Below are 13,053 nucleotides of genomic sequence, written 5' to 3'. Positions count from 1 at the left end.
ACCACGCGCCGCTCAATGAAACGCGCCGGTTGATAACAGGTTTATATGGAATTTAAATTTCAACAACAAGAAAAAAGGAAAATAAAGTTCACATTCGTGATGCCGTTCATGAAACATTGACGGGATGATGCAACGGGGAAAGCCCGGATACGGCTTGCCGTATCCGGACGAGATAAAATGAACCGTTTATTTCATATCAAGGTAAACCGTTGGCGCCATGCTGCACGTAGCCAGGGCGTTGCAGCAGGCGCTGCTGATAGGCCGCCAGCGCCGCATAATTCGGCCGCTCGAACGGCGTCATCAGCCAGCGATTCAGCGACAGCCCCAGCACCACGTCCGCCAGCGTGAAGGCCGCGCCGGCGGCATAAGGGCCGTGCTGCGCCAAATGCTTGTCCAGCAGCCCCATCAGCCTATTCCACTCACGCTCGGCGGCGGCCAGGCTGGCGGCATCCTGATAATCCGCATGCCCGCGCACCCGCGACATGAACACATAGCGCCAGGCGCCGTTCAGATCGGTGGCCTGCCAGTCCATCCACATCTCCACCGCCGCGCGCGCGCCGGGTTCCTGCGGCAGCAGATCGCGGCGCCCTTCCCGTCCGGCCAGGTAGCGGCAGATAGTGTTCGACTCCCACAGCACCCGCTCGCCGTCGATCAGCACCGGCACCAGGCCGTTGGGATTCAGCGCCAGAAACGCCGGCTCCTGCGTGGAGCGAAAGCCGCTGCCCCAGTCCTCCCGCGCCAGCGGCAACCCCAGCTCCTGGCAGGTCCACAATACCTTGCGCACGTTGATCGATGAGGCTTTGCCCAATAATTTCAGCATTCGCTTTCCTTACCCTCTCCAGAACGGTTTATCGCCTTCGCGCCGCGCATCCGCCCGCGTCAGGCCGATATCCGCCAATTGCCTGTCGTTCAGCAGCAGTAACTCTCTGCGCGTACTGCGGCGCAACAAATACCAACGCCAGCGTGACCAGCCTACCCGTCGCCACGTCGTCATGCCATCAAACAGTGCCATGTTGTTATTCTCCCTGCTGTTTTTGCGTTGCAGTCATCATGCTCGCCGGGAGGAAAACAATACAGATTCACGCTGGCGCTATTTTTTTCATACAGCTGCGCCAAAAAAACCGCTGAATGGTTTACTTTGAAAGCATCTGTACCGGTTTTTTAATCCTGTATCCCGATAAGAGGCCTCTGTATGACACGCTACGCCACTCTGGCCGCCATTCTCAGCCAACGCATTCAGCAAGGGCTGTATCCCGCCGGCCATCGCCTGCCTTCGGTGCGTGCGCTGAGCCAGGAGCACGGCGTCAGCATCAGCACGGTGCAGCAAGCCTACCGGCTGCTCGAGGAACAGCGCCTGGTGGAGGCGCGGCCGAAGTCGGGCTACTTCGTGCATACGCGGCGCGCGCAGGCCGAGCTGCCCGCCATGACGGCGCCGGTCCAGCGGCCGGTGGACATTTCGCAATGGGAGCAGGTGCTGGAGCTGGTGCGCAGCAGGCCGCGCGAGGGCCTGATCCAGCTGGGGCGCGGTATGCCGGATATCGCCGAGCCGACGATGAAACCGCTGATCGTCGCCCTGCGCAACGCCGCCCGCCACGGCGATCTGCGCAGCCTGTATTACGACAGCATTCAGGGCGTGGCTGCGCTGCGCGAGCAGGTCGCCCGCCTGCTGCTGGATTCCGGCTGCCAAATCGGCCCCGATCAGTTGCTGATCACCACCGGCTGCCAGGAAGCGATCTCCGCCGGGCTGCGCGCCGTTTGCCAACCCGGCGACATCGTGGCGGTCGATTCGCCCTGCTTCCACGGCACCATGCAGACGCTGAAGGGCCTGGGCATCAAGGCGCTGGAAATCCCCACCGATCCGCTCACCGGCGTCAGCCTGGCGGCGCTGGAGATGGCGCTGGAACAGTGGCCGATCAAAGCGATTCTGCTGACGCCCAACTGCAACAATCCGCTGGGCTACATCATGCCCGACGCCCACAAACAGCGGTTGCTGACGCTGGCGCAGCGCCACGACGCGGCGATCATCGAGGACGACGTCTACGGCGACATCGCCTATCACTACCCGCGGCCGCGCACCATCAAGTCGTTCGACGAAGACGGCCGCGTGCTGCTGTGCAGCTCGTTTTCCAAAACGCTGGCGCCGGGGCTGCGGGTGGGCTGGATCGCGCCCGGCCGCTACCTGGAACGGGTGCTGCACATGAAATTCATCGGCTCCGGCGCCACCGCCACCCAGCCGCAGCTGGCGATCGCCGAATTCATCCGCGGCGGGCACTATCTGCAGCACCTGCGGCGCATGCGCGCCCGCTACCAGCAGAACCGCGATCGCATGACCGACCTTATCCTGAAACACTTCCCGGCCGGCACCCGCGTCAGCCGGCCGCGCGGCGGCTTTATGCTGTGGATCGAACTGGACGAGGCGTTCGACACCCTGCGGCTGAACCGCCATCTCGAGCAGCAGGGCGTGCAGATCGCCGTCGGCAGCATCTTTTCCGCCGCCGGCAAATACCGCAACTGCCTGCGCATCAACTATGCGCCGAAGCTGACGGCGGAGATCGAACAGGCGGTGCAGCGGGTCGGCGCCACCATCCAGGCACTGATGCCGAGCGGCGTGCTGCAACCTCAGGCGGACTGAAGCCAATACTCCGCCACCCGGCGGCGCAGATGACCGATGCCCTGCGGGTGATGAATAAACTGCTCTACCGGCATCATTCGCCAGCGCAGCCCTTCATCGCCAAAGCGAATGGCGGCGATCTGCGCCGGGGTGATCACCCCGGCCATAAACCAGGTCGGCGGGTAGCCGGGCTGAATACCGTCGTAACGCCGCTGCCAGACAACCTGGCGTTCGGCGAGCAACACCCCGAACTCTTCCTGCGTTTCCCGCAGCACGCACTGCAGCGGCGTCTCGCCGTTTTCCCGCCCGCCGCCGGGCAGATCCCACATCCCGGGCCACGGAATGCCCGGCTTGTCGTCCCGTTGGTAAACCAGCAGGCGGCCGTCGCACAGCAGCGCGATCTTGGCTCCGCCAAACGCCCGATCCGTCATGTTTTCCGTCTCCCGCCCATACCGTTGCCTGAACATCATACTCCATCCCGGCACGGCCTGGTGTATAGTGAAAATCCGTTTCACAACAGGCGAACAATACGATGAATTCTCCGTTTCTGGTGACCCCTCAATGGCTTGCGCAACATATCAACGATGAAAATCTGGTGGTGATCGACGTCCGGATGTCGCCGGTGGGGCTGACGCCGAAGAAAGATATGCTTGCCGAGTTCGAACGCGGCCATATCCCCGGCGCGGTCTATTTCGATATCGACGAGGTGGCGGACAAAAGCACCGCGCTGCCGCATATGCTGCCGACGGCGGCGGAATTCGCCGCGGCGGCGGGCCAATTGGGCATCAGCGAACGCGATACCCTGGTGATTTACGACGAGGGCAACCAGTTCTCCGCGCCGCGCGGCTGGTGGACTTTCCGCAATTTCGGCGCCGAGCGCGTTTACGTGCTGGACGAAGGGCTGAACGGCTGGACCGCGCAGGGCCAGGCGCTGGCAACCGGCCCGGCGCAGCCTGCCCCGCAGACGTTCAACGCCCGGTTCAACGCCGACGCGGTGGTGGATATGCGGCAAGTGGAGCAGGCGTTAGGCACGCCGGTGCAAATTCTCGACGCGCGCGCCGCGCCGCGTTTTTATGCCGAAGCGCCGGAGCCGCGCCCCGGCCTGCACCGCGGCCATATTCCCGGCAGCATCAACATTCCGTACGGCGAGCTGCTGGAAAACGGCCGCTTCAAATCGCTGGAGGCGCTGCGCCAAACCTTCAACGACAAGGGGGTGGATATCAACGGCCCGATCATCACCAGCTGCGGCTCCGGCGTGACGGCGGCGGTGCTGGCGTTCGGCCTGCTGTCGCTCGGCGCGCCACAGGTCAAGCTGTATGACGGCGCCTGGAGCGAATGGGGCCAGCTGAGCGGCAAGCAGCCGATCGCCCAAGATTAAGTTTCGATCCGCTCGACCACGATCTGCGCCAGCCGCTGCACGGCGGCCGAAGGCTGATCCTCGGCGCGGTGCAGCACCACGCCGAGCTGGCCGAGAGCGGGCAGCAGATCGGGGGCCAGCGGCGCCAGGCCGGGCGGCAAACCCGCCGCCGTGCGCACCGTGACGCCCAATCCAGCGCTCACCGCCGCCCACACGCCGTTCAGGCTGCGGCTGGTAAAGGCGATGCGCCAGGGTATGCCGGCGCGATCCAGCGCCTGCGTCGCCGCGCTGCGCATCAGGCAAGGCGCGTCGAACATCACCAACGGCAACGGCTCATCCCCTTCTCGCCACGGCGCCAGCGCGAAGCCTGGCGACGCAATCCAGTGCAACTGCCGCTGCCCCAGCGCCTGATGAAACGGCGTGCTCAGACCGCCATCCCACGCCAGCGACAGATCCAGCTGGCCTTTCAGCACCCAGTCGATCAGCTCGGCATTGCGGGCGATGCGCGCCTCGATGCGCACCTTTGGATTGGCGCGCGCAAAGCTGCCCAACACCTGCGGCAGAAACGTCTCGCCGAAATCCTCCTGCAGCCCCAGCCGCACCGTGCCCTGCAGATCCAACCCGCGCACCGCGGCGGCGGCTTCGTCATTGAGCTCCAGCAGGCGGCGAGCGTAACCGAGCAGGATTTCCCCCGCCTCGGTCATCACCATGCCGCGTCCGGCCTTGCGCAGGATCGGCGCGCCGACCTGCTGCTCCAGCTTTTTCAGGTGAGCGCTGACCGCCGACGTCGAACGCCCCAGCCGTTCCGCCGCCTTGGCGAAGCTGCCCAGCTCGACGCCGGTGACGAAGCTGCGCAAATCCTCGAGATCGAACGTGATTCGCCCCATGCTGACCATCCTGATTTTCTGAACCATCAATCAAAATAATACCGATTTTACTGATAAAGATGGCGTGTCACTCTCTCCCGGTCAATGTCTTTGCGGAGAATCCTTATGCTCGCGATGCACGCAGCCCGCCAAGTGGCGGTTAGTGCGGCTGGATTTATGGCGTGAACCGCCGCAGGCGCAGCCGCACAACGGCCAGCTGTTCCGCATCGGCCATCTGTCCGCCCCCTTTGACCACACTGCGCCGCGGGTTGACAGTCAAACTTGATATTGATAATCATTATCAACACTAAACATTCACTTGCGGCTCGCGGGATGCGGGCCGCTCTCCGGGGTCAACCGCCATGCCGTCATCACCGATCACACCTTACGCCACCACCTGCTGCATCGTGGGGGGCGGCCCCGCCGGGCTGATGCTCGGCTATCTGCTGGCGCGGGCGGGGATCGACGTGACGGTGCTGGAGAAGCACGCCGACTTCCTGCGCGATTTTCGCGGTGACACCATTCACCCGTCGACGCTGGAAGTCATGCACCAGCTGGGCCTGCTCGACGAACTGCTGACGCTGCCACACCAGCGTGCGGAATCCCTGCACGCCGAAGTCGCCGGGCGCGACATCAAGCTGGCGGATTTCACCCGCCTGCCGACGCGCTGCAAATTTATCGCCTTTATGCCGCAGTGGGAGTTCCTCAACTTTTTGGCACAGCAGGCCGCCGCATTCCCCCATTTCAGGCTGCTCACCTCGACGCAGGTTCATAAGCTGCTCTACGACCGCGGCCAGGTATGCGGCGTGCTGGCCGACACGCCGGAAGGCCCGATCCGCGTGCGCAGCCAGCTGGTGATCGGCACCGACGGCCGCAACTCGGTGGTACGCGAGCAGGCGGCGCTCAGCAGCCGCTCCTTCGGCGCCCCGCGCGACGTATTGTGGATGAAGCTCAGCAAGCAGCCGGGCGATCCGGCCTGGTCGATGGGCCATACCGGGCCGAAGCAGAACTTCATCATGATCGATCGCGGCGACTACTGGCAGTGCGGCTACTCGATCGATAAAGGCAGCTTCGACGCGATCCGCCGCAGCGGCCTGGAGAAATTTTTGCTGCACCTCGCCGAGGTGGCGCCATTCCAGGACGATCGCCTGCAGGAGATCGTCGAGTGGGATCAGGTGAAGCTGCTGAGCATCCGCATCGATCGTCTGGATCGCTGGGCCAAACCGGGGGTGCTGTGCATCGGTGACGCCGCGCACGCCATGTCGCCGATCGGCGGCGTGGGCGTCAACCTGGCGATTCAGGACGCGGTGGCCGCCGCCAACGCCCTGATCCCACCGCTGCGCCAGCATCGGCTGCAGCTGAAGCATTTGCTGAGCGTGCAGCGCCGGCGCGAATTCCCCACCCGGGCCATCCAGTTTTTGCAGATCAAAATGAGCCAGCGCAAGCCGGGCGAACGCCGCGCAGCGGGCGGTTCGCGCCTGATCGCCCACGTCGGCAACAGCCGCTGGCTGCCGCGCCTGTTCGGCCGCATCATCGGCCTGGGTTTTCGCCGCGAAACGCCGCGGCATCTGTCCAACGAAACCTGCCCGCCGGAATAACATTGGTGCTTTTTTCATCGCGCCGTATAATGGTTAAATCGAACGATTTAATTAACTGGAGCGATTAAATGTACGCACTCAGCGCGAACGAGGCCAAAACCCAATTCGGCGATTTGCTGCTCAAGGCGCAGCGTGAGCCGGTGCAAATCAATCGCAACGGCAAACCGGTCGCCGTCGTCATGTCGGTAGAAGACTACCAGGCGCTGGAAGATCTCAAACTACGCGCACTGCAGCAAAAAATCGCGCAGGCTACCGCCGAGGAAGACGCCGGTAAGGCGGTAGACGGTGATGCCTTCTTCAACCGTCTGCTCACCGATGAAACCGACTGATATGCCCGCGTTTCGCCTCACCCCGCAAGCCCAACAAGATCTGCTGGCTATTCGCCATTTCACCGTCGAGCACTGGGGCCAAACGCAATCTCGCCGCTATCTTGAGCAGTTGAGAGAGATCATGCATCATCTGGCGGACATGCCGGAAGCGGGTAAAGCCCACTTTCACGATCTGGGCGAAGAGATACGCAGTTTTCCTTACGCCAGCCATAGGATCTACTACCGCAGCCGCCCTGCCGGCATCACCGTTCTTGCCATTTTGCATCAGGCGATGGTGCCCCACCGGCATCTGGAACAACGGCTGTAATTTTTCTTACTCAAAGGGGCACAGATGTTCACCGTCCGTCAGGCATTGCTGGAAGATTTAACGCAGGTACGCGATATCGGCATCCGCACCTATCGCGCGCACTTCGGTGAGCTGTGGCGCTACCCGCACGAGCTGGAGGCCTTTCTGGCCGAGGATTTTGCCGTCTCCGCGCTGGAACGGACGCTGCGCGATCCCGACGTGTGCTGGCTGTTGGCCTATGAGGATGACGCCCTGGTCGGCTATGCGCGGCTCAACGTCGACAGCTTGCTGGCGCCAACGCAAACCCGCGGCGCAGAGCTGCAGAAAATCTATTTCCTGCCGGGCCATGCCGGCAACGGCTATGGCCAGCGCCTGTTCGAACAGGTGCAGCAGCGGGCCATCGAGCGCCGGCAGAAGACGCTGTGGCTGGAGGTGCTGCAACGCAACACCGGCGCCCAACGCTTTTATCAGCGCCAGGGATTGAGCATTTGTGGCGAGACCTGCTACACCAGCGCCCAGGGCTCGATAGGCATCTGGTATATGAGCAAGGCGCTGTAACCGCGCCCCGCTCCGCCTTCGTTTAGCGCGGCTCCCGCTGCAGCATCAGGAACAGCAAGGCAAACGCATTGGGCGCCAGGTAGATCAGTGCCCCCAGCTGCACCGCCAGCGGATCCTGCTTGGCCTGCCAGGCCATAAACCAGTCGCCGGCGACCACCATAAAGCCGACGCCCCACACCGCAATTGCGCAAATCGCCCCCAGCATCGCCCAGATTTTGCCCTTGGCGAAGGCGGCGTAAGGGCCTTTAAATCGCCCGATCATCAGCACCACGCCTGCGGCCGCGAATAGGCCGGCCAGCGTTTCCAGCGTGGTGATGACAGCCAACCCCAACATACAGGCCCAGTCAGCGCCGATCGCGCGCCACATCAACCCCGGCGTCTGATAGGTATCCTGCATGGCGAGCAGCGGGCCCACCGCATTGCGCGCGGTGCCGGCGAAATCCGCCGTATTGTTCAACAGGCTGAACAGCCCCCACAGGGCCGGAAACAGGGACAGGACGATGCAACCGAGGCGTGACACAGTGATTTCGTTCATGGGTTATCCTTAATTAATAAACTTGCGGCTTCCGCCCTCATGGCGGTGCCGCAGTCGAGATCCTGAGAGTTTGACGTGCACAATGTAAGAACTAATCTTACAATGACGCAGCATAGCCGAAAGTGAGGGGGAACAATGGGCAGAACATTAACGGTAGATCTGGGTGACGAACTGCGTAGTTTCGTCGAAGACCTGGTGGCCAGCGGCGATTACCGCACGCCCAGCGAAGTCATCCGCGAATCCGTGCGCACTTTGCGCGAACGTACCGCCGCCTCAAAACTGGAAGAGCTTAGGCGCCTGATTGCCGAAGGAGAGAACAGCGGCGAAGCCGTCGAATGGGATCGTGATGTGTTTATGGAAAGAATACGGAGCAAAGCAAAAGGATGCGCAGGAAAGTAACCGTCCGCCCAAAAGCCTTGGACGATATGGAAGAGATCTATTTTTACGGATTGGCGCACTTTGGCTTACAGGTGGCCGAAGATTATCTGCGCCACCTGCACAGGCTTTCGATAACCTTAGCCACCACCAACTCGGCAGAAACATCGATGCAATCGGCCCCGGCCTATGGGTATTGCCCGTCGCCAACCACCTGATTTATTTTCGTCAGCACAGGCGGGAGGTGAATATCATCAGAGTGCTGCATCATTCCCGAGATCCGCTCAGCCGATCCTTTTTCAGCTGATCCAACGTCAAATCGCCACCAGCCCGCGTACGCCGTCCTGTTCCATATTGCTGCCGGCGCCGCGCTGCACGATGCTGCCGCGCGACATCACCAGATAGCTGTCCGCCAGGTCGGCGGCAAAGTCATAGAACTGCTCCACCAGCAGGATCGCCATATCGCCCTTCGCCGCCAGCTGTTTGATCACCGCGCCGATCTCCTTGATCACCGAAGGCTGGATCCCTTCCGTCGGCTCGTCGAGGATCAGCAGCTGCGGCCGGCAGGCCAGCGCCCGGCCGATCGCCAACTGCTGCTGCTGCCCGCCGGAGAGATCGCCGCCGCGCCGATCCTTCATTTGCCGCAGCACCGGAAACAGTTCATAGATCGGATCCGGCACCGTGCGCGCGGCGGCGCCGGAAAAGCGCGCCAGCCCCATCAGCAAATTTTCCTCCACCGTCAGGCGCGGGAAAATCTCCCGCCCCTGCGGCACATAGGCGATGCCCGCCCGCACCCGCTGATGCGGCTTTTTACCGGTGATGGTTTCGCCCTGCCAACGCACGCTGCCGCTGCGCGCCGGGACCAATCCCATCAGGCATTTCAGCAGCGTGGTCTTGCCCACGCCGTTGCGCCCCAGCAAGCAGGTCACCTCGCCAATGCGCGCCTCGAACGACAGGCCGCGCAGAATGTGGCTGCCGCCGTAATACTGATTCAATTCTTCTACCTGCAGCATGATTACGCCTCCTCAGCGCCCCAGATATACCTCAATCACCCGTTCGTCGGCCTGCACCTGCGCCAGCGATCCTTCCGCCAGCACCTGCCCCTGGTGCAGCACCGTCACGCGATCGGCGATGGTTTCCACAAACCCCATATCGTGCTCCACCACCATCAGCGAATGCTTGCCCGCCAGCTCGCGGAACAGTTCGGCGGTGTAGTCGGTTTCGGCGTCGGTCATGCCGGCCGCCGGCTCGTCGAGCAGCAACAGGTGCGGCTCCTGCACCAGCAGCATGCCGATCTCCAGAAACTGTTTTTGCCCGTGGGACAACAGCCCGGCGGGCCGGTGGCGTTCATGCCCCAGCCGCAGGGTCTTCAGCATCTCGTCGATGCGGTCGCGCTGTTCGCTGTTCAGGCGGGCGCGCAGGCAGGCCCACACCGACTTGCGGGTTTTCTGCGCGATCTCCAGATTTTCGAACACCGTCAGCGCCTCGAACACCGTCGGTTTTTGAAACTTGCGGCCGATGCCGGCGTGGGCGATCTGCATCGGCGCCAGCCGGGTCAGATCGACGGTCTGATCGTAAAACACCTTGCCGCTGTCCGGCCGGGTCTTGCCGGTGATCACATCCATCAGCGTGGTCTTGCCGGCGCCGTTGGGGCCGATCACGCAGCGCAGTTCGCCGACGCCAATGCGCAGCGACAGATCGGTCAGCGCGCGAAAACCGTCGAAGCTGACGTTGACGTTGTCGAGCTGCAGCACCGGATCGGTTTGCTGCCGGTATTTATCCGCCGGCAGCGGGTGGGTAAACAGCTCGTCGGTCACTTGCATCGCTTTCATGAGGTTTTCCTCCGGCGCAGCAGGCCGATCACCCCTTTGGGCAGAAACAGCGTGACGACGATAAACATCAGGCCGAGGAAGAACTGCCAGTATTCGGGAATGGCCATGGTGAACCAGCTCTTGGCGCCGTTGACGATGCCGGCACCGAGCAGCGGCCCCACCAGCGTGCCGCGCCCGCCGAGCGCCACCCAGATGGCGGCTTCGATCGAGTTGGTCGGCGACATTTCGCCGGGGTTGATGATGCCGACCTGCGGCACATAGAGCGCGCCGGCCAGCCCGCACAGCACCGCCGACAGCGTCCAGACGAACAGCTTGAAGCCCTTCGGGTCGTAGCCGCAGAAGGTCAGCCGGTTTTCCGCATCGCGCACCGCGGTCAGCACCCGGCCGAACTTGCTGCGCGCCAGCGCAAAGCCGATGGCCAGGCTGGCGGCCAGCAGCAGCACCGTCGCCAGAAACAGCGCCACCCGCGTGCCGGGGGCGGTGATGGGAAAGCTGAGCAGCGTGGTAAAACCGGTAAAGCCGTTATTGCCGCCGAAGCCGGTCTCGTTGCGAAAGAACAGCAGCATGCCGGCATAGGTCAGCGCCTGGGTCATGATCGAGAAATACACCCCTTTGATTTTTGAGCGGAAGGCGAAGTAGCCGAACAGGAAAGCCAGCAGGCCCGGCACCAGCACGATCAGGCACAGCGCCCAGGCGAAATGCTGGGTGCCGCTCCAGAACCACGGCAGCTCATTCCAGGAGAGGAACGCCATAAACGCCGGCAGCCCGTCGCCCGCCGCCTGCCGCATCAGGTACATGCCCATGGCGTAGCCGCCGAGCGCGAAGAACAGCCCGTGGCCGAGCGACAGCAGCCCGGCATAGCCCCACACCAGATCGAGCGCCACCGCCACCACCGCGTAGCACAGGATCTTGCCCGCCAGCGTCAGGGTATAGGTGGACACCGCCAGCGGATGATCCGCCGGCAACAGCGTCAAGAACGGCATCACCAGCAGCACCAGCAACGCCAGCGCGCCGATGCTCAACGCCAGCCGGGGCGCTTTCTGCACGCCGGTTACGGTCAATGGTTGGCTCATCAGTCAATCACCCTGCCCTTGAGGGCGAACAGCCCCTGCGGACGCTTTTGAATAAACAGAACGATCAGCACCAGGATCAGGATCTTGCCCAACACGGCGCCGATCTGCGGCTCGAGGATCTTGTTGACGATGCCTAGGCCGAAGGCCGCCGCCACCGTCCCCGCCAGCTGGCCGACGCCGCCGAGCACCACCACCAGGAACGAATCGATGATGTAACCTTGCCCCAGCTCCGGCCCGACGTTGCCCAACTGCGACAGCGCCACCCCGCCGAGCCCGGCGATGCCGGATCCCAACCCGAAGGCCAGCATGTCCACCCGCCCGGTGGGCACGCCGCAGCAGGCCGCCATCGCGCGGTTTTGCGTCACCGCGCGCACGTTCATGCCGAGCCGGGTCTTGTTCAGCAGCAGCCAGGTCAGCGCCAGCACCAACAGCACGAATGCGATCACCGCGATGCGGTTCCACGGCAGCACCAGGTTCGGCAGCAGCTGCACGCCGCCCGACAGCCACGCCGGGTTGGCGACCTCGACGTTCTGCGCCCCGAACAGCACCCGCACCAGTTGGATCAGCACCAGGCTGATGCCCCAGGTGGCCAGCAGGGTTTCCAGCGGCCGGCCATACAGGTGGCGGATCACCGTGCGCTCCAGCAGCATGCCGATCCCGGCGGTGATGGCGAACGCCACCGGCAGCGCCGCCAGCGGGTAGAGCGCCAGCCACTGCGGCGCAAACTGCTGAAACAGCCCCTGCACCAGGTAAGCGGAATAGGCGCCGAGCATCAGCATTTCGCCGTGCGCCATATTGATGACGCCGAGCAGGCCGTAGGTGATCGCCAGCCCGAGCGCCGCCAGCAGCAGGATCGAGCCGAGCGACAGGCCGCTGAACGCCTGGCCGAGCAGATCGCCGATCATCAGGCGATGCTGCACCCGCTGCAGGCTGCGTTGCGCCTCGGCGCGCACCGCGGCGTCCGGCTCGTGAGCGGCGTCGGTCAACGCCTGCAGCCGCGCGCGGGTTTCCGGCTCGCCCGATTCCCCCAGCAGCCGCACCGCATTGAAGCGCACCTGCGGGCTGGCGTCGGTCAATTGCAGGTTCGCCAGCGCAATGCTCAGCGCGTCGCGTACCTGCAGGTCTTTCTCCTGCGCCAGCCGCCGGCTCAACAGCGGCAACTGCTCGCCCTGCGCTTCGCGCTGCAGCGCGGTCGCCGCCTGCAGCCGCACCGCCGCGTCCGCGCTGACCAGCCGCTGCGCCGACAACGCGTTGGCGATCAGAATGCGCAGCCGGTTGTTCAGCCACACCTTCTTCGGTTCGCCAACCGGGGCCGCCTCACCTTCAAGCGGCAGATAGCGGTCGCCCTGGCGGATAAAGGCGCGCTTCGCCTCGTCGATCGCCACGGTTTCCTGCTGCAGCCCCTGCAGCAACGGCAGGCGAGCGGCGTCCGGCTCGGCCGCCCACGCCTGCAGCAGTTTGGCCTGCTGCGCGCGATTGGCCGCCGCGAACTCATCGGCCGGCCCGGCCTGCGCCAGCAGGGGCCAGGCGCACAACAGCCACAGCCCGACGCGCAAAAAGGATAAAAACGGAGATTGCATCAGCTGCCTCTTCTGTTGGGCCGGCGCGCGTCGAGCCGCGCCGGCGCTGAGTG

At 63.7% G+C, this 13,053-nt stretch carries 18 protein-coding genes and 1 pseudogene; 10 read left to right on the top strand and 9 right to left on the bottom strand.

The features are described from left to right. Window positions 1-196 precede the first annotated feature (196 nt). Both ACJ8PI_RS02825 and ACJ8PI_RS02820 read right to left on the bottom strand, forming a co-directional pair. Window positions 197-820, bottom strand: coding sequence for a glutathione S-transferase family protein (locus tag ACJ8PI_RS02825; protein ID WP_033646945.1), 624 nt, complete (start codon window positions 818-820; stop codon window positions 197-199). 9 nt (window positions 821-829) lie between these two features. Next, entirely contained in the window at window positions 830-1,012 is a 183-nt protein-coding gene (locus ACJ8PI_RS02820) for a DUF1127 domain-containing protein (protein ID WP_033637613.1), read from the bottom strand. 180 nt (window positions 1,013-1,192) lie between these two features. On the opposite strand from ACJ8PI_RS02820, the gene ACJ8PI_RS02815 reads away from it, so the two are divergent. Continuing rightward, entirely contained in the window at window positions 1,193-2,632 is a 1,440-nt protein-coding gene (locus ACJ8PI_RS02815; protein WP_033646949.1) for an aminotransferase-like domain-containing protein, read from the top strand. Here ACJ8PI_RS02815 and ACJ8PI_RS02810 read toward each other — a convergent pair. After that, window positions 2,620-3,042: an NUDIX hydrolase gene (locus ACJ8PI_RS02810; protein ID WP_101427933.1), complete on the bottom strand. Its 423-nt coding sequence runs from the start codon at window positions 3,040-3,042 to the stop codon at window positions 2,620-2,622. The two genes, ACJ8PI_RS02815 and ACJ8PI_RS02810, sit on opposite strands and share 13 nt — an antisense overlap. A gap of 101 nt (window positions 3,043-3,143) precedes the next feature. Here ACJ8PI_RS02810 and sseA point away from each other — a divergent pair, with 101 nt between their 5' ends. Continuing rightward, a complete protein-coding gene (gene sseA, locus ACJ8PI_RS02805) occupies window positions 3,144-3,989 on the top strand; it encodes a 3-mercaptopyruvate sulfurtransferase (RefSeq protein ID WP_033653435.1) in 846 nt (281 codons plus the stop codon). Here the strand turns inward: sseA and ACJ8PI_RS02800 are convergent. After that, entirely contained in the window at window positions 3,986-4,855 is an 870-nt protein-coding gene (locus ACJ8PI_RS02800) for a LysR substrate-binding domain-containing protein (protein ID WP_164134051.1), read from the bottom strand. The genes sseA and ACJ8PI_RS02800 overlap by 4 nt on opposite strands. Before the next feature lie 124 nt (window positions 4,856-4,979). Here ACJ8PI_RS02800 and ACJ8PI_RS02795 point away from each other — a divergent pair. From ACJ8PI_RS02795 to ACJ8PI_RS02775, 5 genes and pseudogenes are all read left to right on the top strand, one after another. Then, window positions 4,980-5,120: pseudogene (locus ACJ8PI_RS02795) on the top strand (DUF4865 family protein); the annotation flags it as partial. Between the two features lie 76 nt (window positions 5,121-5,196). Then, window positions 5,197-6,432, top strand: coding sequence for an FAD-dependent oxidoreductase (locus tag ACJ8PI_RS02790; RefSeq protein WP_164134050.1), 1,236 nt, complete (start codon window positions 5,197-5,199; stop codon window positions 6,430-6,432). Window positions 6,433-6,500: 68 nt separating this feature from the next. Then, window positions 6,501-6,761, top strand: a complete 261-nt coding sequence (locus ACJ8PI_RS02785; protein ID WP_033637606.1) for a type II toxin-antitoxin system Phd/YefM family antitoxin — start codon at window positions 6,501-6,503, stop codon at window positions 6,759-6,761. Window position 6,762: 1 nt separating this feature from the next. Then, a complete protein-coding gene (locus tag ACJ8PI_RS02780) occupies window positions 6,763-7,068 on the top strand; it encodes a type II toxin-antitoxin system RelE/ParE family toxin (protein WP_033637605.1) in 306 nt (101 codons plus the stop codon). 24 nt (window positions 7,069-7,092) lie between these two features. Next, entirely contained in the window at window positions 7,093-7,605 is a 513-nt protein-coding gene (locus tag ACJ8PI_RS02775) for a GNAT family N-acetyltransferase (protein WP_043146939.1), read from the top strand. A gap of 22 nt (window positions 7,606-7,627) precedes the next feature. Here the strand turns inward: ACJ8PI_RS02775 and ACJ8PI_RS02770 are convergent, their stop codons facing one another. Then, window positions 7,628-8,140 carry a DUF2165 family protein gene (locus ACJ8PI_RS02770; RefSeq protein ID WP_033653439.1) on the bottom strand — a complete coding sequence of 171 codons (513 nt, stop codon included), beginning with the start codon at window positions 8,138-8,140 and terminating at the stop codon, window positions 7,628-7,630. A 135-nt stretch (window positions 8,141-8,275) separates the two neighbouring features. On the opposite strand from ACJ8PI_RS02770, the gene ACJ8PI_RS02765 reads away from it, so the two are divergent. The 3 genes from ACJ8PI_RS02765 to ACJ8PI_RS02755 are packed head-to-tail and all read left to right on the top strand — an operon-like array spanning window position 8,276 to window position 8,822. Then, window positions 8,276-8,539: a type II toxin-antitoxin system ParD family antitoxin gene (locus tag ACJ8PI_RS02765; protein ID WP_049195072.1), complete on the top strand. Its 264-nt coding sequence runs from the start codon at window positions 8,276-8,278 to the stop codon at window positions 8,537-8,539. Next, window positions 8,524-8,733: a hypothetical protein gene (locus ACJ8PI_RS02760; protein WP_229601695.1), complete on the top strand. Its 210-nt coding sequence runs from the start codon at window positions 8,524-8,526 to the stop codon at window positions 8,731-8,733. Before ACJ8PI_RS02765 ends, ACJ8PI_RS02760 begins: the two co-directional genes overlap by 16 nt. Next, entirely contained in the window at window positions 8,682-8,822 is a 141-nt protein-coding gene (locus tag ACJ8PI_RS02755; RefSeq protein ID WP_230116467.1) for a type II toxin-antitoxin system RelE/ParE family toxin, read from the top strand. The genes ACJ8PI_RS02760 and ACJ8PI_RS02755 overlap by 52 nt, the downstream gene beginning before the upstream one ends. Window positions 8,823-8,829: 7 nt before the next feature. On the opposite strand, the gene urtE is transcribed toward ACJ8PI_RS02755, so the two are convergent. Genes urtE through urtB form a run of 4 tightly spaced genes read right to left on the bottom strand, consistent with a single transcriptional unit; the run spans window position 8,830 to window position 13,000 of the window. After that, window positions 8,830-9,528, bottom strand: coding sequence for an urea ABC transporter ATP-binding subunit UrtE (urtE, locus tag ACJ8PI_RS02750; protein WP_033653440.1), 699 nt, complete (start codon window positions 9,526-9,528; stop codon window positions 8,830-8,832). 12 nt (window positions 9,529-9,540) lie between these two features. Continuing rightward, window positions 9,541-10,347, bottom strand: a complete 807-nt coding sequence (gene urtD, locus ACJ8PI_RS02745; protein WP_103829716.1) for an urea ABC transporter ATP-binding protein UrtD — start codon at window positions 10,345-10,347, stop codon at window positions 9,541-9,543. Then, entirely contained in the window at window positions 10,344-11,420 is a 1,077-nt protein-coding gene (urtC, locus tag ACJ8PI_RS02740; protein WP_049195078.1) for an urea ABC transporter permease subunit UrtC, read from the bottom strand. Before urtC ends, urtD begins: the two co-directional genes overlap by 4 nt. Beyond that, window positions 11,420-13,000, bottom strand: coding sequence for an urea ABC transporter permease subunit UrtB (urtB, locus tag ACJ8PI_RS02735; RefSeq protein ID WP_164134049.1), 1,581 nt, complete (start codon window positions 12,998-13,000; stop codon window positions 11,420-11,422). The genes urtC and urtB overlap by 1 nt, the downstream gene beginning before the upstream one ends. Window positions 13,001-13,053: the final 53 nt, after the last annotated feature.

The sequence above is a fragment of the Serratia sp. CY82433 genome (assembly GCF_052166535.1).
GTDB lineage: Bacteria > Pseudomonadota > Gammaproteobacteria > Enterobacterales > Enterobacteriaceae > Serratia > Serratia sarumanii.
This window is presented reverse-complemented; position numbering and strand designations above follow the sequence as displayed.